General features: G+C 61.1%; 27 protein-coding genes. 17 read left to right on the forward strand and 10 right to left on the reverse strand.

Annotated features, from left to right (window positions below; all coding sequences use genetic code 11):
- Positions 1–176: 176 nt before the first annotated feature.
- Both HU748_RS05095 and HU748_RS05100 read left to right on the forward strand, forming a co-directional pair.
- Positions 177–1,202 carry an ABC transporter substrate-binding protein gene (locus HU748_RS05095; RefSeq protein ID WP_186665417.1) on the forward strand — a complete coding sequence of 342 codons (1,026 nt, stop codon included), beginning with the start codon at positions 177–179 and terminating at the stop codon, positions 1,200–1,202.
- Between the two features lie 149 nt (positions 1,203–1,351).
- Positions 1,352–2,437 (forward strand): TerC family protein, encoded by a 1,086-nt coding sequence (locus HU748_RS05100; protein ID WP_186664432.1) that lies wholly within the window; start codon positions 1,352–1,354, stop codon positions 2,435–2,437.
- Positions 2,438–2,460: 23 nt separating this feature from the next.
- Here the strand turns inward: HU748_RS05100 and HU748_RS05105 are convergent, their stop codons facing one another.
- Complete coding sequence (locus tag HU748_RS05105; protein ID WP_186719502.1) at positions 2,461–3,690, reverse strand: acyl-CoA dehydrogenase; 1,230 nt, start codon at positions 3,688–3,690, stop codon at positions 2,461–2,463.
- Positions 3,691–3,831: 141 nt separating this feature from the next.
- On the opposite strand from HU748_RS05105, the gene HU748_RS05110 reads away from it, so the two are divergent.
- The 4 genes from HU748_RS05110 to HU748_RS05125 all read left to right on the forward strand — a co-directional run bounded on the left by HU748_RS05110 (position 3,832) and on the right by HU748_RS05125 (position 7,957).
- Entirely contained in the window at positions 3,832–4,770 is a 939-nt protein-coding gene (locus HU748_RS05110; RefSeq protein ID WP_186708326.1) for a LysR family transcriptional regulator, read from the forward strand.
- Positions 4,771–4,864: 94 nt separating this feature from the next.
- Positions 4,865–5,908: a hypothetical protein gene (locus HU748_RS05115; RefSeq protein WP_186719505.1), complete on the forward strand. Its 1,044-nt coding sequence runs from the start codon at positions 4,865–4,867 to the stop codon at positions 5,906–5,908.
- Between the two features lie 156 nt (positions 5,909–6,064).
- On the forward strand, positions 6,065–7,219 hold the full coding sequence (locus tag HU748_RS05120; RefSeq protein WP_186719508.1) for an aminotransferase class V-fold PLP-dependent enzyme: 1,155 nt from the start codon (positions 6,065–6,067) through the stop codon (positions 7,217–7,219).
- 105 nt (positions 7,220–7,324) lie between these two features.
- Complete coding sequence (locus tag HU748_RS05125) at positions 7,325–7,957, forward strand: LysE family translocator (protein ID WP_186664422.1); 633 nt, start codon at positions 7,325–7,327, stop codon at positions 7,955–7,957.
- A gap of 6 nt (positions 7,958–7,963) precedes the next feature.
- Here HU748_RS05125 and HU748_RS05130 read toward each other — a convergent pair whose 3' ends face one another.
- The 5 genes from HU748_RS05130 to HU748_RS05150 are packed head-to-tail and all read right to left on the reverse strand — an operon-like array spanning position 7,964 to position 14,463.
- On the reverse strand, positions 7,964–8,341 hold the full coding sequence (locus tag HU748_RS05130) for a response regulator (protein ID WP_186708328.1): 378 nt from the start codon (positions 8,339–8,341) through the stop codon (positions 7,964–7,966).
- A gap of 44 nt (positions 8,342–8,385) precedes the next feature.
- Positions 8,386–9,612: a hybrid sensor histidine kinase/response regulator gene (locus tag HU748_RS05135; RefSeq protein WP_186664418.1), complete on the reverse strand. Its 1,227-nt coding sequence runs from the start codon at positions 9,610–9,612 to the stop codon at positions 8,386–8,388.
- Positions 9,606–10,181 (reverse strand): chemotaxis protein CheB, encoded by a 576-nt coding sequence (locus tag HU748_RS05140; protein WP_186664416.1) that lies wholly within the window; start codon positions 10,179–10,181, stop codon positions 9,606–9,608. Before HU748_RS05140 ends, HU748_RS05135 begins: the two co-directional genes overlap by 7 nt.
- Positions 10,178–10,999 carry a protein-glutamate O-methyltransferase CheR gene (locus tag HU748_RS05145; RefSeq protein ID WP_065862793.1) on the reverse strand — a complete coding sequence of 274 codons (822 nt, stop codon included), beginning with the start codon at positions 10,997–10,999 and terminating at the stop codon, positions 10,178–10,180. The genes HU748_RS05140 and HU748_RS05145 overlap by 4 nt, the downstream gene beginning before the upstream one ends.
- Positions 10,996–14,463, reverse strand: a complete 3,468-nt coding sequence (locus HU748_RS05150; protein WP_186719512.1) for a response regulator — start codon at positions 14,461–14,463, stop codon at positions 10,996–10,998. Before HU748_RS05150 ends, HU748_RS05145 begins: the two co-directional genes overlap by 4 nt.
- 260 nt (positions 14,464–14,723) lie before the next feature.
- On the opposite strand from HU748_RS05150, the gene HU748_RS05155 reads away from it, so the two are divergent.
- Positions 14,724–15,074: a response regulator gene (locus tag HU748_RS05155; RefSeq protein ID WP_186719515.1), complete on the forward strand. Its 351-nt coding sequence runs from the start codon at positions 14,724–14,726 to the stop codon at positions 15,072–15,074.
- A gap of 8 nt (positions 15,075–15,082) precedes the next feature.
- On the opposite strand, the gene cobF is transcribed toward HU748_RS05155, so the two are convergent.
- Both cobF and HU748_RS05165 read right to left on the reverse strand, forming a co-directional pair.
- A complete protein-coding gene (gene cobF, locus HU748_RS05160; protein WP_186664410.1) occupies positions 15,083–15,832 on the reverse strand; it encodes a precorrin-6A synthase (deacetylating) in 750 nt (249 codons plus the stop codon).
- 65 nt (positions 15,833–15,897) lie between these two features.
- Positions 15,898–17,187, reverse strand: coding sequence for an OprD family porin (locus tag HU748_RS05165; RefSeq protein WP_186719517.1), 1,290 nt, complete (start codon positions 17,185–17,187; stop codon positions 15,898–15,900).
- Positions 17,188–17,541: 354 nt separating this feature from the next.
- Here HU748_RS05165 and HU748_RS05170 point away from each other — a divergent pair, with 354 nt between their 5' ends.
- From HU748_RS05170 to HU748_RS05180, 3 genes are all read left to right on the forward strand, one after another.
- A complete protein-coding gene (locus HU748_RS05170; RefSeq protein ID WP_186719519.1) occupies positions 17,542–17,910 on the forward strand; it encodes a histone-like nucleoid-structuring protein, MvaT/MvaU family in 369 nt (122 codons plus the stop codon).
- Positions 17,911–18,136: 226 nt separating this feature from the next.
- A complete protein-coding gene (gene gloA, locus HU748_RS05175; RefSeq protein ID WP_186719521.1) occupies positions 18,137–18,664 on the forward strand; it encodes a lactoylglutathione lyase in 528 nt (175 codons plus the stop codon).
- Positions 18,665–18,762: 98 nt separating this feature from the next.
- Positions 18,763–19,005, forward strand: coding sequence for a hypothetical protein (locus tag HU748_RS05180; protein ID WP_186719523.1), 243 nt, complete (start codon positions 18,763–18,765; stop codon positions 19,003–19,005).
- A 41-nt stretch (positions 19,006–19,046) separates the two neighbouring features.
- Here HU748_RS05180 and HU748_RS05185 read toward each other — a convergent pair whose 3' ends face one another.
- Complete coding sequence (locus HU748_RS05185) at positions 19,047–19,868, reverse strand: shikimate 5-dehydrogenase (RefSeq protein ID WP_186719526.1); 822 nt, start codon at positions 19,866–19,868, stop codon at positions 19,047–19,049.
- 161 nt (positions 19,869–20,029) lie between these two features.
- On the opposite strand from HU748_RS05185, the gene HU748_RS05190 reads away from it, so the two are divergent.
- From HU748_RS05190 to pbpG, 3 genes are all read left to right on the forward strand, one after another.
- Positions 20,030–20,368 (forward strand): hypothetical protein, encoded by a 339-nt coding sequence (locus tag HU748_RS05190; protein ID WP_054891267.1) that lies wholly within the window; start codon positions 20,030–20,032, stop codon positions 20,366–20,368.
- Positions 20,369–20,473: 105 nt separating this feature from the next.
- Complete coding sequence (locus tag HU748_RS05195; protein WP_054891266.1) at positions 20,474–20,656, forward strand: hypothetical protein; 183 nt, start codon at positions 20,474–20,476, stop codon at positions 20,654–20,656.
- Positions 20,657–20,928: 272 nt separating this feature from the next.
- Complete coding sequence (gene pbpG, locus HU748_RS05200) at positions 20,929–21,855, forward strand: D-alanyl-D-alanine endopeptidase (RefSeq protein ID WP_346655284.1); 927 nt, start codon at positions 20,929–20,931, stop codon at positions 21,853–21,855.
- A 47-nt stretch (positions 21,856–21,902) separates the two neighbouring features.
- Here the strand turns inward: pbpG and HU748_RS05205 are convergent, their stop codons facing one another.
- Complete coding sequence (locus HU748_RS05205; RefSeq protein ID WP_186719528.1) at positions 21,903–22,334, reverse strand: hypothetical protein; 432 nt, start codon at positions 22,332–22,334, stop codon at positions 21,903–21,905.
- A gap of 359 nt (positions 22,335–22,693) precedes the next feature.
- Between HU748_RS05205 and HU748_RS05210 the strand changes: the two genes are divergently transcribed.
- The 4 genes from HU748_RS05210 (at position 22,694) to HU748_RS05225 (ending at position 26,138) form a co-directional block, all read left to right on the forward strand.
- Positions 22,694–23,323, forward strand: a complete 630-nt coding sequence (locus tag HU748_RS05210; RefSeq protein ID WP_186719529.1) for a gamma-glutamyl-gamma-aminobutyrate hydrolase family protein — start codon at positions 22,694–22,696, stop codon at positions 23,321–23,323.
- Positions 23,324–23,449: 126 nt separating this feature from the next.
- Positions 23,450–24,304 (forward strand): ABC transporter substrate-binding protein, encoded by an 855-nt coding sequence (locus HU748_RS05215; protein WP_186719530.1) that lies wholly within the window; start codon positions 23,450–23,452, stop codon positions 24,302–24,304.
- A 21-nt stretch (positions 24,305–24,325) separates the two neighbouring features.
- Positions 24,326–25,390, forward strand: coding sequence for an amino acid ABC transporter permease (locus HU748_RS05220; RefSeq protein ID WP_202885224.1), 1,065 nt, complete (start codon positions 24,326–24,328; stop codon positions 25,388–25,390).
- 4 nt (positions 25,391–25,394) lie between these two features.
- Positions 25,395–26,138 (forward strand): amino acid ABC transporter ATP-binding protein, encoded by a 744-nt coding sequence (locus HU748_RS05225; protein WP_186719531.1) that lies wholly within the window; start codon positions 25,395–25,397, stop codon positions 26,136–26,138.
- The last annotated feature ends 123 nt before the right edge of the window (positions 26,139–26,261 follow it).

The following is a 26,261-nucleotide window of genomic DNA, read 5'->3' on the forward strand; positions in this document are numbered from 1 at the left end:
ACAAGCCCTCGGGGCAAGAAAGTAGAAGTGGGGGCCGGCAAGCAACCATCCGCCGGTGGGACGATGATTGGGCAGGTCAGGGTTTGCTTGCAGAGGGAAGCAGCATCGCGAGCCCGGCCCTACCATGCCCTGGTCTACACTGCCCAGTTGGCAAGCCCACAAACGAAGAGGTCATGATGAAAAAGATTCCCACGCTGCTGGCCGGGCTGCTGCTCGCGCTGGGCCTGGCCAGTACCGACAGCGCAGCACGCGCCGAGTCAGCCAAGCCTATCCAGTTCGGCGCCATCGGCTGGGAAAGCGGCGCCCTGACCACCGAAATCCTGCGCCTGATCGTCGAGAAGGGTTACGGATACCCCACTGACACCCTCCCCGGCAGTACCGTCAGCATGGAAGTGGCACTGGCGAAAAACGACCTGCAAGTGATCGCCGAAGAATGGGCCGGCCGCAGCCCCGCTTGGGTCGACGCCGAGAAAAAAGGCCTGGTGTTCGCCTTGGGCGATACCGTGAAGAACGCCGTGGAAGGCTGGTATGTGCCGGCATACGTGATCAAGGGCGACCCGGCGCGCAACCTGAAGCCGCTGGCGCCAGAACTCAAGAGCGTCGCCGACCTCAAGCGCTACCCGCAGGTATTCAAAGACCCCGAGGCGCCGACCAAAGGCCGCTTCCTCAACAGCCCCAGCGGCTGGACGTCGGAAATCGTCAACACCCAGAAGCTCAAGGCTTACGCACTAGAGGGGCTATACACCAATTTTCGCACCGGCTCCGGCGCCGCCCTCGATGCCGAGGTCAGCTCGGCGATTCGGCGCGGCCAGCCCGTGCTGTTCTATTACTGGAGCCCCACGCCCCTGATGGGCCGCTTCGACCTCGTACGCCTGGAAGAGCCGCCTTACGATGCCCAGGCCTGGGCCACCTTGACCGACCCGGCCAACCCCGCCCCACGCGGCAGCAGTTCGCTGCCCGCCAAACTGTCGATTGGCGTATCGCGGGCTTTCAAGACGCAGTACCCGGACCTGGTGGCCCTGTTCGAAAAAGTCGACTTGCCAATCGACACCCTCAATCAGGCCTTGGCCATCATGAGCGAGAAACGCCAGGACCCGCGGGAGGCGGCCAAGGTATTTCTGCGCGAGCATCCGCAGGTCTGGGAAGCCTGGATGCCGTCCGAAGTGGCGCGCAAAGTCGTCGACGCGCTCGGGAAACCCTAATCAGGCAAAGAAATGTAACACCCCTCCCCTTGGCCCCGGCACTCCATGGACTAGGCTTACACCCATGTGATGCCGGGCCCCTCTGACGGTTTGCGCCGCCATGTCGGAATCACTGTTGCCATGCAACGTCGACAATCAAGGAGGGGCTCATGACAGCTCTGCAGACATTCCTCACAACACCCCTGCTCGGCACCAGCACTTGGTTATGGCTGGTCTTCGTCACCATCGTCATCGCCCTGCTGGTCCTCGACCTGGGCGTGCTGCACCGCCAGGAACGTGAAATCGAAATGCGTGAAAGCCTGCTGCTGTACTCGGGCTATTTCAGCGTGGGCGTGCTGTTCGGGGTATGGGTGTGGTACGAGCTCGGCGCCCAGTCGGCACTGGAGTTCTACACGGGCTTCCTAGTCGAGCAGTCGCTGTCGATGGACAACGTGTTCGTCATGGCGATGATCTTCAGCTTCTTCGCCATCCCTCGCCGTTACCAGCACCGCGTGCTGTTCTGGGGCATCCTAGGCGTGGTAGTCCTGCGTGCGATCATGATTGGCGTGGGCGCTGCGCTGGTACAGAACTTCGCCTGGGTGCTCTACCTGTTCGGTGCGTTCCTGCTGTTCACCGGGGTGAAGATGGCGCTTTCCAGAGAAGACAGCCGTCCGGATCTGGCCAACAACCCGGTGCTGCGCTTCGTGCGCAGGCACATGCGGGTCACTGACCAGATCCATGGCAAGCACTTCTTCGTCCGTCTCACGCCACCCGGCCAGAGCAAGGCGTTGCGTTACGCCACTCCACTGTTTCTCGCCCTGGTGCTGATCGAACTGGCCGACCTGGTGTTTGCCGTCGACAGCGTGCCGGCGATCTTCGCCATCACCCAGGATCCGTTCATCGTCTACACCTCGAACATCTTCGCCATCCTTGGCCTGCGCTCGCTGTACTTCGCCCTGTCAGCGTTGATGCACCGCTTCGTCTACCTCAAGTACGCCCTGGCGATGGTGCTGATCTTCATCGGTTGCAAGATCTTCTACCACGGGTTGGTGGGCAAGGTGCCGGCGCTGCTGTCGCTGGGCGTGACATTCGGGTTGCTGCTGGGCGGCGTGGTGCTGTCGCTGTTCAAGACCCGAGCCAGCGAAAGGCAAGAACCTGCCTTGGCCCAAGAGAGCCCGAGCAAGGCCGAAGCGCCCCCTGGCGACGCCGCGCCAGGATCATCCACGGCCCCTGCCACGAACCACACCGGCCCTTGACGGCAAGTACATGCCCAGCGGGCTTACTGCCCGCTGCGCAGCATCTCCCTGGGCACATACTTGCCGATCTCGTACTTGCCGATCGCCGCCCGGTGCACTTCATCGGGCCCGTCGGCCAGGCGCAAGGTGCGCTGCATGGCATACATGTAGGCCAGCGGGAAGTCGCCGCTCACACCCGCACCACCATGAATCTGGATCGCCCGGTCGATCACCTTGAGCGCGACATTCGGCGCCACCACCTTGATCTGGGCAATCTCGCTACGCGCCACCTTGTTGCCGGCGGTGTCCATCATGTACGCCGCCTTGAGGGTCAGCAGGCGCGCCATATCGATTTCCATCCGCGAGTCGGCGATCTTGTCGACATTGCCGCCCAGCCGGGCCAGCGGGCGACCGAACGCGGTGCGGCTTACCGCACGCTTGCACATCAGCTCCAGGGCACGTTCAGCCATGCCGATCGACCGCATGCAATGGTGGATACGGCCTGGCCCCAGGCGCCCCTGGGCAATCTCGAAACCACGCCCTTCGCCGAGGATGACGTTGTCGTAAGGCACGCGCACGTTGTCGAACAGCACCTCGGCATGACCATGGGGCGCGTCGTCGTAACCGAACACCGGCAGCGGGCGAACGATCTTCACCCCGGGAGCATCGGTGGGCACCAGCACCATCGAGTGCTGCTGGTGGCGCGGGCCATCGGGGTTCGACAGCCCCATGAAGATCATCACCTTGCAGCGCGGGTCGCAGGCGCCGGAGGTCCACCACTTGCGCCCGTTGATCACCCACTCGTCACCATCACGCACGGCGGTGGCAGCCATGTTGGTGGCATCGGACGAGGCCACGTCAGGTTCGGTCATGGCAAACGCCGAGCGGATTTCGCCGCGCAGCAGTGGTTCCAGCCACTGCTGTTTCTGCGCCTCGCTGCCATAACGCACCAGGACCTCCATGTTGCCGGTATCCGGCGCCGAGCAGTTGAACGGCTCCGGCCCCAGCAGCGAACGGCCCATGATCTCGGCCAACGGTGCGTATTCCAGGTTGGTCAGCCCCGCGCCGTACTCGGACTCGGGCAAGAACAGGTTCCACAGCCCTTCGGCCCGGGCCTTGGCCTTGAGCTCTTCCATGATCGCAGTGGGCTGCCAGCGATCACCTTCGGCAACCTGACGCTCGAACACGGCTTCGGCGGGATAGACATGGGTGTCCATGAACGCGGTGACGCGCTCGCGCAGAGCCTGGACCTTGGGCGTATAGGCGAAATCCATCTGGGCTACCTTTGCGGAATGAAGAACATGCACAGAGCCTAGAGCAGCCCAGGTCAATCCACCTAGTCTATTTTCCGCGTGTATTAACATTCATAACCGATATATGATCGACGAATAACATCAACAACGCGTGGCGCCCCTATGAACCTCAGCAAGGTCGATCTCAACCTGTTCATCGTCTTCGACGCCATCTACACCGAAGCCAACCTGACCCGTGCCGGGCAGATCGTCGGCATCACTCAACCTGCCGTTTCCAACGCCCTGTCGCGCCTGCGCGAAACCTTCAACGACCCACTGTTCGTGCGCACCGCCCAAGGCATGGTGCCGACACCGATGGCGCAGAACATCATCGGGCCGGTGCGTAACGCCCTGGCCCTGCTGCGCACTTCGGTGCAGGAAAGCCGAATCTTCAATCCGCAGCAGGCCAGCAAGACCTTCCGCATCAGCATGACCGACCTCACCGAGGCGGTGGTCCTGCCTCTGCTGTTCCAGCGCTTGCGCCGCCTGGCGCCGGGTGTGGTGATCGAGAGCTTCCTGTGCAAGCGCCGCGAGACCACCAAGGAGCTGGCCGCAGGCCGCCTGGACTTCGCCGTCGATGCTCCGCTGAACACCGACCCCCAGGTGCGCCACGTCAAGCTGATGCAGGATCGCTATGTCTGCGCCCTGCGCCAGGGCCACCCGCTGGGCGAGGCCAAGCTGACGCTCGATAGCTACCTGGGCATGACCCATATCCATATTTCCAGTCGTCGCAACGGCCTGGGCTACGTCGATCTGGCGCTGGGCAAGATGGGCGTGCAGCGCAAGATCGCGCTGCGCTCGCAACACTACCTGATGGCCTCGCAGGTGCTGCAGCAGACCGACATGGTGATGACCGTACCCGAGCGCTTCGCACGCCGCCATCAGTTGCGCTACCTGACGCTGCCGGTAGAAGTCCCGCCACTGGAAACGCACTTGTACTGGCATGAAAGCACTGATCAGGACCCGGCCAACCGCTGGATGCGCGAACAGATCATCGAGCTGTGCCAGCAGGTGGTGGCACAGGATGAGCGGGAGATTGCCGCGCAGGCCGCTGTCGACTGAAGCCCAGGCGGCGCAGTCGATGATGGCACACTGGACGAACTGTGCCATCACCTCTAGCATCTGCACCGCCCTCACCCAACGCTCAAGGACGATAATGCTCGCCACCGCAGCACGCTCCATCACTCTGGTTGCCGCCTGCACACTGCTCGGCGCCTGCAGCTTCAACGGCACCTACCAGGACAGCAGCCGCACTGACGCGTCGAAACTGCGCTACGTCGCCAACACCTCCAACTCGACGCTGGATGTCTACCGAGGTCCCCGGTGCGAGGGCAGCACCACCGGCCTGCTCAACAATTTCCTGGCCAGAGACACTCGACGCCGCGCCGACATGCGCGTGCCGCCCACCGCCGACACCCGTGGCTACCTGGAGATCCGCCTGGAGCCCGACCAGCCACTCTATCTATTTGCCAACACCTTGAGCACCGGTGGCGCGCCTTGCTCGATCGGGGTCACCTTCACCCCCGCCGCCGGTTCCGAATACGAAGTGAGCGTCGATCGCAGCGACGGTTACTGCATGCTTCAACTCACCCGCCTGCAACGCATCGACGGCAAGGATGTTCGCATCCCCTACCCACTGAGCGATGAGCCCCTGGCAAGCTGTAGCGGCACCTCCCCGCTGTTCCCGCTACCGCCCACTCCACTGCCCGCCTCCGTGCAACGCAGCGCAATGATCGAAGGCCTTATCAATGACAGCCTGACCTCGTCCGGCGCAGTGATCGACATACTGCAAGCCAGCAACCTGCAGCAACCTCCGGCCGATCGGCAGATCGCCGAACGTCGCCAGGCCTTGGGCAATGCCACGCTGCCCGATGCCTACTGGGACCAGTACCGCGCCAATCTGCAGCATTTCGAGCAAGCCCTTGGCCAGGTCAAGGCCCTCACCCAGGCCAGATTCCGCGACAATAACCGCCAATACCTCAACAGCGTGCAGGATCAGCAGTTGCAGATCTGGGCGGGCCTGGAACCGGGAAATCGCTACAACGGCCGCGAGGTACGCATGCGCGACATGGGCCGTTACTACGTGCGGGTCTACCGCCAGGTCACCGCTGAAACGAAGCTCGAACACCTGCGGGCCATGGCGCAGCTTGACCGGCAATATGGCGTTTGCGAACGCTTCGAAGGATGCTGGAGGCTTTGATGCAAGGCCGGCCAGAATAGTTTTCTCCTGACCGGCCTTGCGACGAAAAATATTTCCATCAACCGCTGAAAAAGGCGAAAACAAGGAAAACTCATTCCCCCGCGGTTCCCCTAGCATGCTGACATTCCTCAGCCTCTGCCCGCACGGACCCGCCTGATGCACAACTTGCCGCTGTACCTCGACTACGCCGCCACCACCCCGGTCGATGACCGGGTCATCGAAAGCATGCTTGCCTGCATGGGCCGCCAGGCTCATTTCGGCAATCCTGCGTCCAGCGGTCACGCCTATGGCCAGGCCGCCCGCGAGCTGGTGGAACAGGCCCGCCGCCAGGTCGCCGAGCAGGTCGGCGCGGCGACCGAATCGCTGGTATGGACCTCCGGTGCCACCGAGTCGAACAACCTCGCCCTCAAGGGCATCGCCCAGGGCGCCGGCCAGCCAGGCCACTTGATCACCAGCCAGTTGGAACACAAGGCCGTGCTCGACACTGTCGCCGAACTGGAGCGTCAGGGCTGGGCGGTCACAAGGCTGGTGCCGGATGCACAGGGGCTGATACAGCCAGAGGTCGTCCAGGCCGCCCTGCGTGGCGACACTCGTCTGGTGTCGTTGATGGCGGTCAACAACGAGCTGGGCACCATCACCGACTTCACCCGGATCGGCGAATGCGTCCGCGAACACGGCGCACTGCTGCATGTGGATGCCGCCCAGGCCGTGGGCAAGGTCAACATCGATCTGGCGCGACAAGCCGTCGACCTGATGTCATTTTCCGCACACAAGGTCTACGGCCCCAAGGGCATTGGCGCGCTGTACGTCGGCAGCAGTGCTCGCCCCTGCCTGCATGCGCAGATGCATGGGGGCGGCCACGAAGGCGGGCTGCGCTCCGGCACGCTGCCGGGGCATCAGATCGTCGGCATGGGGAGTGCCTTCGCCCTGGCCGGTTCCCTGGCCGCAAGCGAGCACCAACGGATCCAGGCACTGTCGCAACGCCTGCGTGGCGGCCTGCTGGCCTTGCCGGGTGTGAGCCTCAACGGGTGCGCCGAGCAACGTATCCCGCACACCTTGAACCTGTGCATCGAGGCCAAGGGCTTCAGCAGTGCGGCACTGGCGAGCGAACTGGCCATCTCCACGACCTCGGCGTGCAACTCGGCCAGCAACGCCGCGTCCCATGTGCTGCTGGCCCTGGGGCTGAGCGAGCAGCAGGCACGCAGCAGCGTACGCATCAGCCTGGGGCGCTACAGCACCGAAGCTGATGTGGACAAGGCGCTCGAAGTATTTGGACGGGTCATTGCAGCGGGCGCCGTGGCGCTCTGGTAGCGACGCCTTCTGTCAGGTACGGACAGTGCAGAAATACCCATTGCCATGGCATCCGGCGCCGATTGCTGGCATCTTGACGCTTTCCCCTGCGAAGGACCGCGCTCCATGGCACTGCACCTCTGGCTGACGTTTTCACTGGCCTACCTGATCACCTCGCTCACCCCTGGCCCCAACGTCCTGCTGACCGTACGCAACGCCCTGCGTTACGGCCCGTCCGGCATGGGCATGACGCTGCTGGGCAACCTCAGTGCGCAGTTGCTGCTGATCAGCGGTGTGGCGATGGGTGTCGGTGCGCTGTTGATCTCGCTGCCAGCGGCATTTCTGGCGTTGAAGCTGGTGGGCGCCGGGTATCTGATCTACCTTGGCCTGCGGCAACTGCTGTCACGGGACAAGCCCAAGCTGCCTGCAGGCGAAATCACACCGGTCGCCCCTCGAGCGAAATGGCGGATCGGCGTCGAGGCCTTTCTGGTGTCGGCGAGCAATCCCAAGACCCTGGTGTTCTTCTGCGCCTTCCTGCCGCAATTCCTCGAACCTGGCCGGCCGATCTTCGGCCAGTTCGCGGCAATGTTCATCAGTATCGCGGCCATCGTCGGGCTGGTGCATTCGTTCTACTGCTTCACCGCCTACCGCTTCGGTCAACGCCTGAAGGCGTCGCGCCTGGCAGCCTGGTTCAAACGCGCCACGGGCGCGCTGTTCATCGGGCTGGGTGTGCGGTTGCTCAACACCAAGGCGGTATAAGCCCCATTATCTGAGCAATGCCTGGATCTGTTGATGCAGGGTGTCGAGGTCGAACGGTTTGGCCAGGATCGGCGCCTTGCGCGCGATCGGGCTGCCCGACTCGAGGATCTCTGCGGGATAGCCGCTGATGAAGATCACCTTGAGATCCGGTCGCAGCTTGACCGCGGGTTCGGCGATCTCCACCCCGGAAATCCCGCCTGGCAGGCGAAAGTCCGTGACCATCAGGTCCAGGTGCGGCTTGCTCGCCAGAATCGCGAACGCCTGCTCACCGTCTTCGGCGACCAACACGTGGTAGCCCTCGCCTGCCAGGTAGTCGCGCAGGATCATCCGAATGACCGGTTCGTCCTCGACCACCAGCACCACATCTTGTGCATCTTCGCTCATCACAACGCCTTGAATTTCAAATAGTTGGCCATCTGACCACCAGGTCACACAGAGGTTGCCTGTGCCTGGTCACTTTGTTGATCGGCCGTCGCCAGCGGCAGCAGGATGCTGAAGGTCGCACCTTGCCCCTCTTCGCTCTCGACCTGGATTCGTCCACCGTGGGCCTGCACGATCTGCTCGGAGATATACAATCCCAGCCCCAGCCCACCACTGGCCTGATGCGCCGCAACTCGCTCGAACTGCTGGAAGATCCGCTGCTGGTTGGCGGTACTGATGCCAATGCCGTGATCCTGAACCTGCACACAGGCCATGCCGCTTTGCTCGAACACCCGCACCTGGACCGGGCGTCGCTCACCATAGCGCAAGGCATTGGACAGCAGGTTGGCCAGCACCTGCTCGATACGGAACTCGTCCCACTCCCCCTGCAGCACCTCGCAGCGTTGCAGTTCGATGTGGGTATCCAGCGCCGTTGCCTGGGCCGCGAAGTTCTCCACCAGGCCGCGCGCCAACTGCGACAGATCGAACGGCCGCGGGCGGATCGACAGCTTGCCGGTGCGGATGCGCGACACATCGAGCATGTCCTCGATCAGCCGGATCAAGCTGTTGATCTGCCGTTCGTCGCGCTCGACCATCGCCTTCAGGTGGGTTTCGCTGAACGCCGCGAGGTTGCCACGCGACAAATGCATCTTGCGCAGTTGGGTCTCCAGGATCAGGCCATTGAGCGGCGTGCGTACCTCGTGGGAGACGATCGACATGAAGTCATCGCGCATGCGCACCGCACGCTCCAGTTCGCTGCGCGCCACCTGCAGCTGGGCCAGCAGTTGCTCCTGCTCCTGCCGGCTGCGCTCGAGCGCTTCCAACTGACGACCGAGCACCTGGCGCTGACGATAAAGGTCGACGAACACCGACACCTTGCTCTTGACCGCCTGGGTGTCCAACGGCTTGTGCAGGAAGTCCACCGCGCCGCTCTCGTAGCCCTTGAAGGCGTAGTTCATCTCGCGGCCAGCAGCGCTGACGAAGACGATCGGAATGTTCTTGGTCTTCTCCATGCCGCGCATCAGCTCGGCCAGCTCGAAGCCATTCATGCCCGGCATCTGCACATCGAGGATGGCCAGGGCGAACTCGTGCTCGAGCAGCAGCGACAAGGCCTGCTCGGCCGACTGGGCGCGGTGCACCTCACGGTCCTCACCCTGGATCAGGGCATCGAGGGCCAGCAGGTTTTCCGGCAGATCGTCGACGATCAGCAGTTTGGCGATGATGTGGCTTAGCATGCGCTGGGTTCCAGGGTGGCGAGCAACTGTCCGATACCGCTCAGAGAAAGAATATGGTCGGGGCAATGCAGGGCCAGTGCGGCCTCGGGCATCAGCGCAACCTGTGCGTCGCGGGGGTCCTGGACCACGGTCCGGCCTCCGCACTTCTTGATGTAGGCTAGGCCCTCGGCGCCATCTTCGTTGGCACCGGTGAGCAGCACGCCGAGCAGCCCTTCGCAATAGGCATCGGCAGCCGAGGCGAAGAGGAAGTCGATCGCCGGGCGTGAAAAGTGTACCGGTGCCTCCTGGCTCAGCGACAAACTCAGGTCGCGCTCCACCGACAAGTGATAACCGGGCGCTGCAACATAGATCTGCCCGGCCTCTATCCGTTCCTTGTCACGAGCCTCGCGCACCGGGCGATTCACCCGGCGCTGCAGCACTTCGGCCAGTTGGCTGTGGCGATCATCCGGCAGGTGCAGCACACACAGCACCGGCTGGGCAAAACCTTGAGGCAAGGCGCCAAGCACTTCGAACAAGGCCGCGACGCCGCCGGCCGAGGCGCCGATGACCACTGCGCGCACGCCGTTCATGTCTTGCGGTAGATCCGCTCGGGCCTTACCAAAGGCTCGAAGCGGTCACTATAGGCCGAGAAATCCACCGACTCCTTGCTGCCCAGGAACAGGAAGCCGCGATGGCACAGCGACTCGTGGAACAGCCCCAGGGCGCGGTCCTGCAAGTCCTTGTTGAAATAGATCAGCACATTGCGGCATGACACCAACTGGGTTTCGGAAAACACGCTGTCGGTGGCCAGGCTATGGTCGGCGAAGGTCACGTTGTCGCGCAGGCTGCTGTCCATGATCGCGTTGCCGTAGGCGGCGGTGTAGTACTCGGAAAAGTCGCGCCGCCCTCCGGCCTTGCGGTAGTTCTCCTCGTACTCACGCAGGCTCTGCATCGAATAGATGCCCTGCTTGGCCTTCTCCAGGGAACTTGGGTTGATGTCGGTAGCGTAGATGATGGTGCGCTCCAGCAACCCTTCCTCACGTAGCAGGATGGCCATGGAGTACACCTCCTCCCCCGTGCTGCAACCGGCGATCCAGATCTTCAGTGATGGCCAGGTGCGCAGCAGCGGCACCACCTCCTCGCGCAGGGCGAGGAAGTGGCCTGGGTCGCGGAACATCTCGCTGACCGGGATCGTCAGGTATTGCAGCAACTGCATGAACATGCCTGGGTCGTGCAGTACTCGCTCCTGCAGCGCAGTCACGGTACGGCAGTCGAACTGACGCAGGGCATGGAGGATCCGGCGCTTGATCGAAGCGCCTGAGTAATCACGGAAGTCGTAGCTGTACTTGAGGTAGATCGCCTCGATCAGCAGCCGGATCTCGATATCGGTGTTGCGTTCGCTAGTCAAATTCGCTCCAGTTGCGGCAGCCAGACGCGGATCAGGGAGAACAGGCGGTCCAGGTCGATCGGCTTTGCCAGGTAATCGTTGGCGCCCGCCTGCAGGCAACGCTGCTGGTCATCCTTCATGGCCTTGGCCGTCACGGCGATGATCGGCAGCTTGCGCCAGCGTGCCTGCTGACGGATCAGGCGGGTCGCTTCATAGCCGTCCATTTCCGGCATCATCACGTCCATCAGCACCAGGTCGATATCCTCGTGCTGTTCGAGGCGCTCCAGCGCTTCGCGGCCGTTGCGCCCGATCTCGACGATGGCGCCCTTGTGCTCCAGGGCACTGGTCAGGGCGAAGATGTTACGCACATCGTCGTCCACCAGCAGGATCTTGCGCCCCTCGAACACCTTGTCGCGGCTGCGCGCCGTCTTCAGCATGCGTTGGCGCTCGTGGGACAGTTGCGATTCGACCTTGTGCAGGAACAGCGTCACCTCGTCCAGCAGGCGCTCCGGCGAACGCGCGCCCTTGATGATGATCGAGCGCGAGTACTTGAGCAGGTCGGCCTCTTCCTCGCGGGTCAGGTTACGCCCGGTATAGACGATCACTGGCGGGAAGCTGCGGATGTCTTCGGCGGTCATGCGCTTGAGCAACTCGTTGCCGAGCATGTCGGGCAGCTTGAGGTCGATGATCATGCAGTCGTAGATGTTCTCGCGCAGCAGTTCCAGAGCCTCCTGGGCCAGGGCCACCGCGGTGATCTCGATGTCGTCGTCGCCAATCAGCCGGGCGATGCTCTCGCGCTGCAGGTCGTCGTCCTCCACCAGCAGGATGTGCTTGAGCTTCTGGGTCAGCTTGGCTTCCAGGCGACCGAACACCTCCTTGAGCTCCTCGCGGCTGGCCGGCTTGACCGCGTAGCCTACCGCGCCCATGTGCATGGCGGCCTCGACGCGGTCTTCCACCGAGATGATGTGCACGGGTATGTGCCGGGTGTTGGCCTGTTCCTTGAGGCGCTGCAGCACGGTAAGCCCGGAATGGTCAGGCAGACGCATGTCCAGCAGCACGGCATCAGGCACGTACTGTGCCGCCAGGGCGAAACCTTCATCGGCGCCATGGGCGACCAGGCAGTTATAGTCCAGTTCGTGGGCCAGGTCGTAGAGGATCCGGGCGAAGTTCGGCTCGTCCTCGATCACCAGAATGCAGCGATTGGCGAACGGCGCCTGCTCGCGGTCGTCGGCAAATGCAGGAATCGGCAGCGGTTGCTGGGGTGCAGCCAGCGCGCGTGGTGCCGGCGGCAACTGATCGAGGGTCGGGCGCAGGCTATGGACCTCTTCCTGGTTATCGACCGATTCGTAGCGTTCGGGAATGATCAGGCTGAACACGCTGCCCTGACCGGGACTGCTGTCGACACTGATCTGGCCACCGAGCAAGTGCGCCAGGTCGCGTGAGATCGACAGGCCCAAACCGGTGCCGCCATAGCGGCGGTTGCTGGTGCCGTCGACCTGATGGAAGGCACCGAAGATTGCCTGTTGCTGGTCGGCGGCGATACCGATACCGCTGTCACGCACGGCAAAGACGATGCCGATGCCGACCTGATGACTGATGTTCAGGCTCACCTGGCCACGCTCGGTGAACTTGATGGCGTTGGACAGCAGGTTCTTGAGTATCTGCTCCAGACGCTGTCGGTCGGTAAACAGGGTCGCCGGCACCTGCGACTCCAGCTTCACCTCGAAACTCAGGCCCTTGTCATCGGCCAGCGGCTGGAACATGCCGCGCAGTCCTTCGACCAGGCGCACCACCTGGGTGGTCTCCGGACGTACTTCGAGCTTGCCAGCCTCGACCTTGGCGATATCGAGGATATCGTTGATCAGGTTGAGCAGGTCGTTACCGGCCGAATAGATCGATTCAGCGAACTTGACCTGTTCCTGGCTGAGGTTGCCCTCACCGTTCTCGGCCAGCAACTTGGCCAGGATCAGCGAACTGTTGAGCGGCGTGCGCAGCTCATGGGACATATTGGCGAGGAATTCGGACTTGTACTTGCTGGAACGCTGCAAGTCCTCGGCACGTGCCTGCAGTTCCATTTGCGCAGCATTGAGCTCGCTGTTCTTGCGGTCCAGGGCCACGGTGCGCTCGGCCAGTTGCTCGTTGGTCTGCTCGAGCTCGGCCTGCTGGGTCTCCAGGTGAGCCTGGGACTCCTTGAGCACCCGCGACTGCTCTTCGAGCTCCTCGTTGGCAGTCTTGAGCTCCTCTTGCTGGACCTGCAGTTCTTCATTCAACTGCTGGGTCTCGGCAAGCACTTCCTGCAGGCGCTGGCGATACCGCGCGCTCTCCAGGGAGATGCCGAGGTTGTCGGAGATCCGTTCCAGCAACTCGACATCCCGCTCCTGCAACGGTCGCAGGAAGCCCAGCTCGAGTACGCCATTGACCTGGTTGTTGTCGCTGGCCGGCGCCAGCATAGCGCTGCGCGGCAGCCCGCTGCCCAGGCCGGAGCTCAACCGGTAGTAATCCTGCGGCAGGTCATCCAGGCGCAGCACGCGACGCTCGCGCACCACCTGGGCCAGCAGGCCATCGTGCTCGGCCATCACCTGATCGCGCCCTTGCTGTTCGGCATCGAGCCCGTAGCTGGCCACGCGCACCAGGCGGCCATGGGAATCGCGGATGTAGAGTGCACCGACCACACTGCCAAGGTAGCCGGCAAAAAAGCGCAGGATATTGTCGCCCAGCATGGTCAGCGTCAGTTGCCCTAGGACCTCCTGCGACAACTGGGTCTGTCCGTTGCGTAACCAGGCCTGGTGTTCAAGACGCTCGGCCGAACGCTGCTGGGCCTGCAAATTGCTGACGTAGCTTTCCGACAGCGCCAACAGGTCACGCCGCCCCAGGTAGGCCAGCAGCGCACTGAGGCCGACGATGAACAGCACGAATGCGCTGATCGCGGTGACGGTGACCGTGCTGACCGTCTCGTTGCGCGCCATGCGCAGCTGCTGCTCGGTGGCAACGAAGTCGTCGAATTCCTTGCGGATTTCGTCAGTGATGCGCTTGCCACGACCACTGCCGATCACGCCGCGAAAATCGCCCTGGTCGCGGCGCGCCTTGATCAGTTCGCTACCGAACTCGTTCCAGGCACGCTGAAGCGCCACCAGGCGGTCGATACGTTCGACCTGCGGTGGGTTGTCCAGGACCATGCCACGCAGGCTGTCCAAACTGCTGAAGATTCTCGGCTTGGCCACCTCGTAGGGGTCGAGGAAGCGCTCGTCGCCGGTGATCAGGAAGCCGCGCATGCCGGTTTCCATATCGATCGACAGCTTGACCGTTTCGTTGGCATTGCCGATCACCCGATCGGTGTGCTCGACCCATTGCATGGCCGAGAGCAAATAGTTGATCACCGCGACAAAGGCGACGGCGCCCAGCAGGCCGACACCCAACGGGAGGCCGACGTTACGGCTCAGCAGCTTGCGAAAGCTGCGTTGATCCATGGAGGCTGCTTGAATCATCTGATAACGCCCGAGCGAAATAAGTCCATTGAACAGTGTGTGGCCACTACATTCAGTCATTGTTGTATGCCGCTGCCACCCCCGTACCTGGTACGAGTCTAACCAGCTTTGCCTGATCTGGCAGGGCATTTAGCCAGTATTTGAAGGTATCCGCGGCCAATCGTTCCATCCAATTGCAGGGGCCGCTATCCTGAGGGAACTTCTGCCCGTGCGGCAGGCACAGAGTAAAGACATTTCCCTTACGCGACAGGATTCAAACCATGCACCTTCTGGTAGTCGAAGACGACGACATCGTTCGTATGCTGATGGTCGAAGTGCTCGACGAGTTGGGCTACACCACCATCGAGGCGCAGGACGCCACCGAAGCCTTGAGGATTCTTGAAGATACCGCGCAGCCCCTGGCGCTGCTGATGACCGATGTCGGCCTCCCCGACATGCGCGGCGACGAGCTGGCGGCCAAAGCCCGGGAAATCCGGCCCCTGCTGCCGGTGCTGTTCGCCAGCGGCTACGCCGAGAACGTCAGTGTGTCCGAGGGCATGCATCTGATCGGCAAGCCATTCAGCATCGACCAACTGCGTGACAAGGTCGTGGGGATCCTCGGGGTGCCCTGACCTCGGCCTCACCCTTCCCGGCGCAACAGGTAGGTATCCATGATCCAGCCCTTGCGCCGCCGCGCGTCCTCGCGCACTTGCACGATATGTGTCTTGACCTCCGCCAGCTTGCCCGCCACCAGAATCTCGTCTGCCGTTCCCAGATAAGCCCCCCAGTAGATCGTCAGGCCCGGGTCATCCAGCGCGGTGAACGCGCACTGTCCGTCGAGCATCACCACCACGTTGTCGATCACCGCCTGCTCGGCCAGGCGCCGCCCCGGCAGTACGGTCAGCGGCTCACCAATGCGGTTCAGCGCGATCCGGTGCCGCGCGGCCAAGGCCTGGACACTGCTGATCCCGGGGATGACTTCAAGCTGCAGCGCCACCCCGCGTTCGCGCACCCGGTCAAGAATGCGCAAGGTGCTGTCATACAGGCCCGGCTCGCCCCACAGCAGAAAGGCACCGACATCGTCTTCCCCCAGTTCATCCTCGAACATCCGGGCATACAGGGCTGCGCGCGCACGGTGCCAGTCCTGCACCGCGCCGACATAGTCCTGGGCCTGCCCATCCCGGCGCGGATCCTCCACCTGCACCAGGCGATACTTTCCCTCGGGAACATAGCGCTCAAGAATGAGTTTGCGCAGCCGCAACAGCTCATCCTTGTCGCCGCCCTTGTCGAGCACGAAGAACACCGTTGCACGGCGCAACGCATCGACGGCCTCGAAAGTGACCTGACGGGGGTCGCCCGGGCCTATACCGATCAACAGAAGTTGCTTCATGGCACTGCCTCGCTGCCCTTGCCGCCGATCATTGTTCATCGCCCGGCGGCTTTTGGCAAAGTGCCTCAGAACACCGAGAAGTTGTAACTGACGATGACCCGGGTCTCGTCCATGTCGCGCGCCCATCGTTCATAGTTGCTGCGATACGTGGAGTTACGCAGACGCACGCTGAGGTCTTTGAAGGTGCCGCCCTGGACTTGGTACTTGAGTTCGCTGTCACGCTCCCATTCCTTGCCTTGGGCGCTGCTGCCGGGCACCTGGATATGGTCACCGTTGATATAGCGAGTGAAGAAGCTCAAACCGGGAATACCCAGTGCCTTGAAATCATAGTCATAGCGTAATTGCCAGGAGCGCTCACCGGCCGCAGCGAAATCGTTGACCTGGGCATGGTTGACCAGATACGGGTTGCTGCCATCCAGGTAAGGCATGGCACTGTCGCCATACATGCGTTGCCAGCCGGCACTGACCTTGTGCCCGCCCAGGCTGTAGCCGAGCATGCCGCTGAACGCGCGGTGTTCGATCTCGCCGGCACGGGCGTTGCCGGTATCGTCGCTCTTGATCAAGCGCACATCCGCCGAAACCGCGCCCACCGCCAAGGGCTGCGTGGCGACCAACCCGAGGAAATGCTGGCGATAGATGTTCTCCAGCTTCGACACTTGGTACTGGGCGCTGAGGCGATCATTGACGCGGTAGTCGACGCCCGCCAGATCGAAGTGGTCGGCCTCAATATCGCAGGCGTAACGCTTGTTCTTGCAGTGCACGCGAATATCCTGGCGGTCGCTGAAGTCTCGTGCGGTGTACTTGTCCAGGCGGGCCACGGTGAACTTCAGGTCGCGCACTTCTTCGGAGGTCAGCATCGCACCATGGAACAGGGTGGGCAGCAGGCGACCATCGTTGTACTTGAGCAGCGGCATGTCCGGCATCATCGCACCATAGCGCAGCACCGTCCTGGACACCTTCACCTTTGCCGCCACACCCAGCTTGGCGTACTGATCGGCAGAATGGCGTGGGTCGTGCCCGCTGGAGGGTAGCAGCCCACTGTTGCTGTCGGCGGGGCTGGAATCGAGTTTTAAACCGAGCATGCCCAGCGCATCGACACCGAACCCGACCGTGCCGTCGGTATAGCCCGAACGGGCATCGAGGATAAAGCCCTGCGCCCATTCCTCGCGCTTGGAAGCCCCCTGGCTGGAACTGCTGTGGCCGTCACGAAAGTCCCGATTGAAATAGACATTGCGCGCCTCGAGCTTGGCGTGACTGTCTTCGAAAAAACCACCGGCCTGTGCACCGGCTGCCGCGCACAACAAGGACAGGCCGGCAACACTGCGGCCAGGGGCGAGAGGAAAGGGAGAGAACATGCAGGGGAACATCCAGAAAAGACGAGAAACATGCTGATGCACTATCGGGCACCCGTGCCACGACGTACTCGACATTAAATGAAGACTACGGGCCATTTTCCCTCGGGTGCTCTACCTCGGGCCATTGGACCATGGTATGAGCGTTGTCGCAGACACCCGGAAAACACACTGAGTTTGCGGTGCGCGGTGCGCTGAAAGTTCCTTACTTGCCGCTAAAAGTTTGAGGTTTACCGAACACCGGGCCACGTCTACACTCTTGTTCAGCGAACAGTTTCACCCATCCGCGTGGCCGGCGTTTATTACTGTTGCATGTTCGTCACGCCATGCCACGGCTGACTGACAGGAGTGATGAAAGTGTCCAGACTTGCAGAGTTTCGTGCGGCCGAAAAAGCACTTCAGGAGCAAATCGCGCAACTGGAGACAATGAAAAAGGACGCGAGCCTTAAACGCGAGATCGAGTTCGAGCAGAAATTGCTCGGGCTGATGAAAAGCTACGACAAGGGCTTGCGCGACATTATCGCGATCCTCGACCCCAAGGGCCAGAAAGCCAGCGCGAGAACCTCGGCCAGCCCTGCCAAGCAACAACGCCGCCCGCGCGTGGTGAAGGTCTACGAGAACCCGCACACCGGCGAGCTGATCGAGACCAAGGGTGGCAACCACCGTGGCTTGAAAGCGTGGAAGCAACAGTACGGCGCGGCCACGGTGGAATCCTGGGTACGCTGATGAAACATCCACGCCTGCTTCACAGTTTTTTCACATCGCCTGGGTGAGTATCGAACCAGCTAAAGGACTAGCGACCCCATCACGCGCCCGCACATGCGGGCCTCTAATTCCAGCGCCCTGCCTCGTGCAGGGCGCTTTCATTTGCGCAATCGCTTCACTGCCGTATCATGGCCGTCCTGTTTTCACCGTCGGCGCTGTCTGCGCCGGCCTTGTCTCTGGAGCCCCCATGAGCCTGAACGATCTGCAAACCCTGCCTGGCGTCACTGCCCAACCAGACACCGCCACCGCCCAATTCGTCTTCAACCACACCATGCTGCGGGTCAAGGATATCGAGAAGTCGCTGGACTTCTACACCCGCGTCCTGGGCTTTCGCCTGGTAGACAAGCGCGATTTCCCCGAGGCGGCCTTCAGCCTGTACTTCCTGGCCCTGGTCGACCCGGCACAGATTCCTGCCGATGACGCCGCACGTCACCAGTGGATGAAATCGATTCCGGGTGTGCTGGAGCTGACCCACAACCACGGCACCGAGCACGATGCCGAGTTCGCCTACCACAACGGCAACACCGATCCGCGCGGCTTTGGCCACATCTGCATCTCGGTGCCGGACGTACGCGTGGCCTGTGCACGCTTCGAAGCGCTGGGCGTGCCTTTCCAGAAGCGCCTGCAGGATGGCCGCATGAACCACCTGGCGTTCGTCAAGGACCCGGATGGCTACTGGGTCGAAGTCATCCAGCCGACCGAACTGAAGGGCTGACCGACGCAGGTTACGCTCGTCGGGGCCGGGAACTTCCGGCCCCTCGCTGTGGTACATAGAGGTGAGCGCTTCCAAACCAGCACAGCGAGGTAAGGACGATGCAAACCCTTCACTGTGAGTACCGCAAGCACACCATCACCGCCAGTGTGATGCCCCATCCCGACTCTCCCCTGCCCTATGCCGCCGGCTGTCTGATCACCGATCCCGAAGGCCATACCAGCAGGCGCCTGTCGATGCCGATGAAGTTCTTCTCGGACCTGGAAAACGCCCAGCACGTTTCTCTCGCGCACGGCCGTGCCTTGGTGGACGAGCGACTGGACAACGGGCAAAAGGTTTTCTGAGGTACTCAAGCCATCACGGGGATCCCCGTGATGGCACCCGTTCAGGCGTCGCGCGCGTAAGCGACCGCTTTCTCCACCTGCGCCAACGTCGGCCTGATGCCGGTGTACAGCACGAACTGCTCCAGCGCCTGCAGCGCGATCACATCGAGTCCGGTGATCACCGGCTTGCCCAGCTCCTTGGCGAGAAGAATCAGCGGGGTCATGGCCGGCATGGCCACCACGTCGAACACCCGTTGCGCAGCCTCGACCGCCTCACGAGAGAAGGCAAGCGCCTGCGCCTGTGGGCCGCCAGCCATGCCGATGGGGGTAACGTTGACCAGCATCGGTGGGCACAGGTCGCCCAGCTCGCGCTGCCAGCGATACCCACAGGTGTCCGCCAACTGCCGCCCGGCCTGCTCGTTGCGGGCAATGATGAGACCCTCGCTGAAACCTGCGTCGCGCAGTGCACTGGCCACCGCCTTGGCCATGCCGCCGCTACCGCGCAGGGCAAAGGCCGTGGCCGGATCGACCTCGTGCGACTCCAGCAGTTGGCGCACCGCCAGGTAATCTGTGTTGTAGGCTTTCAGGTGACCGTCGGTGTTGACCAGCGTATTCACTGACTCGATAGCCGCCGCGGAGGGATCGATCTCGTCCACCAGGGCCATGCACGCCTCTTTGTAGGGCATGGACACTCCGCAGCCGCGGATACCCAAGGCGCGGATGCCATTCACTGCCGCAGGCAGGTCCTTGGTGGTCATGGCCTTGTAGTAGTAGTCCAGCCCCAACTGCTGGTAGAGGTGGTTGTGGAAACGCACACCGAAAGTGCCTGGGCGTCCGGCCAGGGAAATGCACAGTGTCGTGTCCCTGCTGGGTGCAATCGCCATATCTGCTCCTGTCGCTGATGACTGAATCGTTTCTGCGAGCGTACCAGACCTGACCGTCAGTCGCCCCTTACACAACCTTTACCTTGCGCCTGTGCTCTCTTTACCAATTTCGCGGTCTTATTGATAAGCCCCAAATGTGGGGTCATCGCGAGGATTCATTCATGAACCGTCTCATCCCCGGAATCGCCCTGCTGGTCGGCGCACTGGCCGTCAGCGGGCAGGCAGCCGCCCATGGCGGCGGTTGGGGCCCAGGCCCTGTACTCGGTGCAGCCGTGGTCGGTGCCGTGGTCGGGGCAGCAGTATCCGGCGGCCATGACCGTACCGTCTATGTCGAACGCCAGCCGGCCTATTATCCGCCGCCTCCGGTCTATGTGCAGGCGCCACCGCCGCCGGTGTATTACCAGCCCTATGTCGTAGAGCGCTATGTACCCGCGCCGCCGCCGGTGTATCGCCGCTACTACGGCCCGCCGCCGGTGTACTACGGCCCGCCGCGCTGGTGACCTGCCCTTGTCGTTGAAAAAAGTAATGACCACTATCGAGCAAGTTGATTTCAAACAGCGTCGGCTGCTGCGTAAGGTAGGGCCATGTTTCACAGGAGGTCCAACATGGCCACTATCCACATCATGTCTGTCGTCGGCAGTGCTGTCCCTGCTCCCTTGCGCGCTCAAGGCCTGCTGGCGTGCTGGTACCTGATGCGCAACGGCGAGCCCGTCAGCGGCCCTCTGGATTCCCGCGCCAAGGCCCAGGCCATGGCCGAACAGCTGCAGGCCGGCACCCTTACCGCCTGACCAGCGTTTTTGTTGACCGTTTCATGTGTTGTGCGTTGCTCCTTACGCTTCTTTCTGCCCGCCTTTGGCGGGCTTTTTTTCGCCTATGCGAAAGCGCGGGGAGCATTTGTCGCAACAGGCGGGAAAAACCGATACAGCATGAAGGTTTTTTCATTTCGACGCTGGGCCTGGACGAGCAATCGACAGCCGCTGAGCCATACTCCACAATGCAGCGGTTTTCGGGGGAAACCCTTGCACAGCCAACGACATACCAACTATTAGTGAGCCTCAACGTGAAAACTTCCCTGTCCATCCTCAGCCTGCTGCTGGCGCTCACAGGAACCGCGATCCTTCCGTCGACCGCTGCTGCACAATCCCCGGCCCAGGCACAACGCGACCCGTCCAAACTGCACCTGGCTTCCGGCAGCGCCTTGCTGATCGACCTGAATACCAACAAAGAGCTGTACTCCAGCCACGCCGACCGCGTGGTGCCCATCGCTTCGGTCACCAAGCTGATGACCGCCATGGTGGTGCTAGACGCCAAGCTGCCGATGGACGAGATGCTCACTATGACCATCGCCAACAACCCTGACCTCAAGGGTGTCTTTTCGCGCGTACGCCCCGGCAGCGAACTGAACCGTCGCGAAACCCTGCTGATTACCCTGATGTCATCGGAAAACCGCGCGGCCAATACCCTGGCCAACCATTATCCCGGCGGCTATGGCGCGTTCATCAAGGCGATGAACGCCAAGGCTCGTAGCCTGGGCATGAGCCATACTCGCTACGTCGAGCCAACCGGCCTGTCGACGCAAAACGTGTCCACCGCCCATGACCTGGCCAAGCTGCTGATCGCCTCGCGCAACTACCCGCTGCTCAGCGAGCTCTCGACCACCCGCGAGAAGACCGTAGCCTTCCGCAAACCCAACTACACCCTGGGCTTTCGCAACACCGATCATCTGGTGAACAAGAGCAACTGGGACATCAAGCTGACCAAGACCGGCTTCACCAACGAGGCGGGGCACTGCTTGGTACTGCTGACCAAGATGGACAACCGCCCGGTGGCGATGGTGATTCTCGACGCCTACGGCAAGTACACCCACTTCGCCGATGCCGGGCGCCTGCGCCAATGGCTGGAAACCGGCTCGGCCAAGGCGGCGCCGGCGGTGGCGATGCAGTACAAGTCAGACCGCCAGAACCGCTCGCGCGTGGCGTCCGAGTAAGTCACCAGGTTCAGGGCGGCCCGTTGCGGGTCCGCCTGCCCTCACCCTCAGGCAATGGTGCTGATCAAGTTGCCGGAGCTACTGCTGTTCAGCTTGCTCAAGGCCTGCAGCAACTGCGCGGTCGCCTGCTGGATCTGACCGCTGATGGTCGCGATCTGCGCCTGGACACCCGCCACCGCAGCCAGCTTGGCCTTCTCGTCCATCGGTTGCGCCTGAACCTCGGACAGCCGCTTCTGGGCGTCGGCCAGCTGCTTCTGCATTTGCTTGATCAGCTCACGCAACTGGCGGATGTGTGACGGCTCGCTGCTGCTGTCGCTGCTCTTGGCCTTGTCGGCCTTGTCAGACGGTGCCGGCATGGCGACCTGGGCGCCGCCAGCCGAGCTGCTGCTCTTTTCAGTGTCGCTGGCCTGGGCGGCCGTCTGCAGCGCAGACGACTGCACATTCGCGCCGGTGAGGTTGACACTTGTGATCCCTACCATTTTCCTTCTCCGCAAGGATTCTGACGTAACCGCTGTATCGGCCGCCAAGCACCAAGCTTGAGTCTCGGCCTTCGAGCAGCAGGCGGCCCGCGAGTCCAACGCTCCGGATAGTTGCTCCTGATGACGACCAGGCAGCATGCCCTTCCAGAAATGGTTCGATGCCAATCGGTGAGCTCGCGAAGCTCAGCCCGGTTGGAGGAGTCTGCTTGGCAGCCTCGGCCAGGTACTCCCCTACATTCGATCGCAAAGGCCCCACCACTGCGCTCCCTCAGCGTGGGCGGCAGCGTTAAAAACCCTCTTTACATATAAGTTATAGATGTTATTCTTCAGCTGCACCTGGCAGTCCCCGCAGCGTCTCAATGCGAAACAATGAAGAAGCGATGATGCCTAGAAATCTCCCAGCGACCCGTACAACCACTGTCGAACGGGTTTCCCCCCAGATCCTGGTGATGGAATCTCTCACTCCCTCCTGCGCGAGTGACTGGTTTCTAAAGCCTCCTGGCACGCTCGGGGCAAATGCTTTAGACGGCGCGGATGAATTGCTCATCCTCGGTGGAGGGGACGCGACCCCTGAGTGTTACGACCAAATACCCGAGGCCGATGACCTGTACGGGATCAACATCAAGGCAGAAAAGTTCGAACTGCCTGCCATCGATGAAGCGATCCGGCAAGGTAAACCCACTTTAGGTATCTACCGAGGCATGCCGCTCATACACATCGCTAGGGGGGGCAGCCTGACCCAGCGCGTGGGTGAGGATGCTATTCACAGTGGAACCGTAGACAACGCGGTTATGGCCCCACACTCGATAGATCTCATGCCTGGATCCATTCCCTACAAAATCTACGCGCGGCGAAAACTTCAAGTTCGCTCCGGGCGCCACCAAGCTATAAATATCATTGGCCAAGGCCTGAATATATTGGCTCAAGCAGAAGATGGTCTGATCGTAGCTATTGAAGAAAATGATGCCAACGGGATCGTCGAAGTGTAGTGGCACCCAGAAGACCCCGCCGGATCCATAAGACTTAAGCCTTGCAATTGAAGATTTCACCCACGCAGCACGCAGCCAGCAACAAGAGCAACCAGAAACTATCGACAACAACAATAAGAGGCACACATGTCAACAAAAATCAAGTTAAGCCTTTGGGCCGTTGCAATGAGCGTTGCTGTCTCTGCTTTTGCAGACGGTGATGCACCCCACTATGGAAATTGCACACCCACGGGCCAGCACGGATCGTTGCAATTGCAGACGCTGGAGCCCGGCACACTCACCGTAGCAACGGTGTTACCGAACCCTGGATGGTATAACGGCCAGTCACCTTCAAGTACCAAAGATGGCTTTGAGTATTGTATGGCGGCTGAGATAGCTCATCGCGCAGGCCTTCAAAAACTTCGACTGATCAATCTGGCATGGGATCAATACATCTCAGGCACCGCCAAGGGGTATGACCTCGCTATCGCTTCCACGACCATCACCGAGCCTCGGAAGAAAGTTTTTAACTTCAGCCGCCCCTACTACAGTTCGAATCTGGCCGTGGCCGTGAAAGCCAGCAGCAACTTGGAAACCACCGAACAACTCAAAACAAAGCGCATTGGAGTATTACAAGGTAACATGGGCTCTGAGTGGGTCGCTCGCACATTGAAGCCCTCTCCTCCTGCAAAAGTATACCAAACCCAACCAGACTTGATCACCGCCCTCCTCGCTGGCCAGATCGACGCCATCATCACAGACACCACGGTAGTTCTGTCGGCGACACATGGTTCGCGCGGTGCAGTAAAAGTAATTGGTCAGTTCCAACTCGACCAAGGCTACGGTGTCGTTACACCAAAGGGCTCGGCAAATACCGAAGCGATTGACAGCGCGGTGGGCGCCATGAATGAAGACGGAACCCTGACCCGTCTGTCGGCACTGTATCTGAAACCGTTGTTTGGCGTTGACCCGAACAGCATCCCTCTTTGGCAACTACCTTAAGACTCTGTTTGAGGAACTCACATGACTACGTTGAGCCCTGCTCCACGTAGCATGGGCTATGCGGTTGTCGCTGTGGCAACCGCTGTCCTGCTGCTGTTGATTGTCGGCACCTTGGGTGGTGCGATTCATCGAGGTATAACAAGTGAACAACTGAGTCTCTTTAGCCTGTCGGTGCTTGTTGCGGGCTTTGGACTTAGCGCCATTGCGCTGGTCGTCGCGTGTCGCGCGATCAGGGAATCGATCAACGCTAAGGCACTGGGGCGCAAAAATGATGTGCTGTCAGCACGCGCCTGCGCGGAGACATCCCGCCAATCATCGTTTGTAACCTATGGGCTTTCACTCGCCGTGCTCATCCTGTTCTTGCTCGTTGAGCTGCTGTTGATGAACGATGGAAGCTTGCAACGCACGTTCCTTGACATTGAACCGATGAAGGAAAGCTTCGAGGATGTTGCCAAGGCATTTTGGGTCAACATCAAGCTGGCGTTGATTTCCCAAGTCTTCGTGCTCATCTTCGGTTTACTGCTGGCCGTAGCCCGGATGGTACCTGGCGCAGCAGGTGCCCCCCTTCGTTTCCTGGCGGTGGGCTACATCGACTTGATGCGGGCAGTGCCGGCGATCATCGTCCTCTACCTTATTGGCTTTGGCCTGCCGCTCACCAACATCCCTGTGATCTCGGGGCTGTCTCCTGAGTGGTTTGCGATTATCGCACTGTCGTTGACGTATAGCGCATACGTTGCGGAAATCTACCGTTCAGGTATTGCGTCCATTCACCCCTCGCAATGGTCTGCCAGTCGCTCGCTCGGCTTCAGTTACTTCCAAACCCTGCGGTTCTTCATTCTTCCGCAAGCGATCAGGCTGGTAGTGCCCCCCCTGCTGAGCGCCTTTATCGCCCTGCAAAAAGATACGTCTCTCGTCAACGTCATCGGCACCATGGACGCTTTTAACCAGGCTAAGTTCTACGCGTCTTCAAGCTTCAACTTATCCTCTGTGACCGTCGTAGCAATCCTGTTTATCGCCATCACCATCCCGCAGACACGTTATGTGGATTGGACACTGGCCAAAAGTGCAAAACGGATGAGAGGGTAAGTTCATGGCATTCATTGAAATTGAAGACCTTCGCAAGAGCTACAATCAATTCGAAGTATTGAAAGGCATTAATCTCAACATTGAAAAACACCAAGTCGTCACCCTGATTGGTGCTTCGGGCTCAGGTAAGTCCACCCTCCTCCGCTGCTTGAACGCTCTTGAGCCAATCAGCAGCGGAAAGGTAAAAATCGAGGGCGATGTGGTATCGGGGCCAGGCGTAGACCTCAATAAACTACGTCGTAAAGTGGGCATGGTGTTCCAGTCCTACAACCTTTTCCCAAACTTGACTGTCGAAGAGAACATCGCCGTAGGGCCAATCAAGCTTTTAGGAGAGAAAAAGGCCGACTCGATAGCACGAGCACGTCAATTGCTGGAGCGGGTGAACTTGGGACATCGTGCCAGCTACTACCCGGATCAGCTATCGGGGGGCCAACAGCAGCGGGTTGCCATTGTCAGAGCCATCGCGATGCGACCCAAGGCGCTGCTCCTGGACGAAATCACGTCGGCATTGGATCCCGAGCTAGTCGCGGAGGTGCTCAACATCGTACGTGAGCTCGCCCACGATGGCATGACCATGATTCTCACGACTCATGAAATGCAGTTTGCCAAAGAAGTCTCGAACTTGGTCGTATTTTTGGAACAGGGCAAAATTCTTGAGGCAGGCCCCCCCAGCCAAATCTTCGAGAATCCACAGCAAGAACGCACACGCGAATTCCTGAAACCGATTATCGAAGCCGGTCGACTTTAACGGTCACCTAAGCTCCTGACGAGTCGCTGGGCGAACCACTCGCCCAGTCGCGAACTGCGCACCGCCCTTAATTATGTTCACACCCTAAATAGGGTTTTGCCCCCCTGCACCTGTCGAAAACAA

Source organism: Pseudomonas sp. RW3S2 (assembly GCF_014268955.1).
Lineage (GTDB): Bacteria > Pseudomonadota > Gammaproteobacteria > Pseudomonadales > Pseudomonadaceae > Aquipseudomonas > Aquipseudomonas wayambapalatensis.

What these genes read in the sequence shown, in the direction of transcription:
- HU748_RS05095 (WP_186665417.1), top strand. Translation starts at nt 177, where the DNA reads ATGAAAAAGATTCCCACGCTGCTGGCCGGGCTGCTGCTCGCGCTGGGC.
- HU748_RS05100 (WP_186664432.1), top strand. Translation starts at nt 1,352, where the DNA reads ATGACAGCTCTGCAGACATTCCTCACAACACCCCTGCTCGGCACCAGC.
- HU748_RS05105 (WP_186719502.1), bottom strand. Translation starts at nt 3,690, where the DNA reads ATGGATTTCGCCTATACGCCCAAGGTCCAGGCTCTGCGCGAGCGCGTC.
- HU748_RS05110 (WP_186708326.1), top strand. Translation starts at nt 3,832, where the DNA reads ATGAACCTCAGCAAGGTCGATCTCAACCTGTTCATCGTCTTCGACGCC.
- HU748_RS05115 (WP_186719505.1), top strand. Translation starts at nt 4,865, where the DNA reads ATGCTCGCCACCGCAGCACGCTCCATCACTCTGGTTGCCGCCTGCACA.
- HU748_RS05120 (WP_186719508.1), top strand. Translation starts at nt 6,065, where the DNA reads ATGCACAACTTGCCGCTGTACCTCGACTACGCCGCCACCACCCCGGTC.
- HU748_RS05125 (WP_186664422.1), top strand. Translation starts at nt 7,325, where the DNA reads ATGGCACTGCACCTCTGGCTGACGTTTTCACTGGCCTACCTGATCACC.
- HU748_RS05130 (WP_186708328.1), bottom strand. Translation starts at nt 8,341, where the DNA reads ATGAGCGAAGATGCACAAGATGTGGTGCTGGTGGTCGAGGACGAACCG.
- HU748_RS05135 (WP_186664418.1), bottom strand. Translation starts at nt 9,612, where the DNA reads ATGCTAAGCCACATCATCGCCAAACTGCTGATCGTCGACGATCTGCCG.
- HU748_RS05140 (WP_186664416.1), bottom strand. Translation starts at nt 10,181, where the DNA reads ATGAACGGCGTGCGCGCAGTGGTCATCGGCGCCTCGGCCGGCGGCGTC.
- HU748_RS05150 (WP_186719512.1), bottom strand. Translation starts at nt 14,463, where the DNA reads ATGATTCAAGCAGCCTCCATGGATCAACGCAGCTTTCGCAAGCTGCTG.
- HU748_RS05155 (WP_186719515.1), top strand. Translation starts at nt 14,724, where the DNA reads ATGCACCTTCTGGTAGTCGAAGACGACGACATCGTTCGTATGCTGATG.
- cobF (WP_186664410.1), bottom strand. Translation starts at nt 15,832, where the DNA reads ATGAAGCAACTTCTGTTGATCGGTATAGGCCCGGGCGACCCCCGTCAG.
- HU748_RS05165 (WP_186719517.1), bottom strand. Translation starts at nt 17,187, where the DNA reads ATGTTCTCTCCCTTTCCTCTCGCCCCTGGCCGCAGTGTTGCCGGCCTG.
- gloA (WP_186719521.1), top strand. Translation starts at nt 18,137, where the DNA reads ATGAGCCTGAACGATCTGCAAACCCTGCCTGGCGTCACTGCCCAACCA.
- HU748_RS05180 (WP_186719523.1), top strand. Translation starts at nt 18,763, where the DNA reads ATGCAAACCCTTCACTGTGAGTACCGCAAGCACACCATCACCGCCAGT.
- HU748_RS05185 (WP_186719526.1), bottom strand. Translation starts at nt 19,868, where the DNA reads ATGGCGATTGCACCCAGCAGGGACACGACACTGTGCATTTCCCTGGCC.
- HU748_RS05190 (WP_054891267.1), top strand. Translation starts at nt 20,030, where the DNA reads ATGAACCGTCTCATCCCCGGAATCGCCCTGCTGGTCGGCGCACTGGCC.
- HU748_RS05195 (WP_054891266.1), top strand. Translation starts at nt 20,474, where the DNA reads ATGGCCACTATCCACATCATGTCTGTCGTCGGCAGTGCTGTCCCTGCT.
- HU748_RS05205 (WP_186719528.1), bottom strand. Translation starts at nt 22,334, where the DNA reads ATGGTAGGGATCACAAGTGTCAACCTCACCGGCGCGAATGTGCAGTCG.
- HU748_RS05210 (WP_186719529.1), top strand. Translation starts at nt 22,694, where the DNA reads ATGCGAAACAATGAAGAAGCGATGATGCCTAGAAATCTCCCAGCGACC.
- HU748_RS05215 (WP_186719530.1), top strand. Translation starts at nt 23,450, where the DNA reads ATGTCAACAAAAATCAAGTTAAGCCTTTGGGCCGTTGCAATGAGCGTT.
- HU748_RS05220 (WP_202885224.1), top strand. Translation starts at nt 24,326, where the DNA reads ATGACTACGTTGAGCCCTGCTCCACGTAGCATGGGCTATGCGGTTGTC.
- HU748_RS05225 (WP_186719531.1), top strand. Translation starts at nt 25,395, where the DNA reads ATGGCATTCATTGAAATTGAAGACCTTCGCAAGAGCTACAATCAATTC.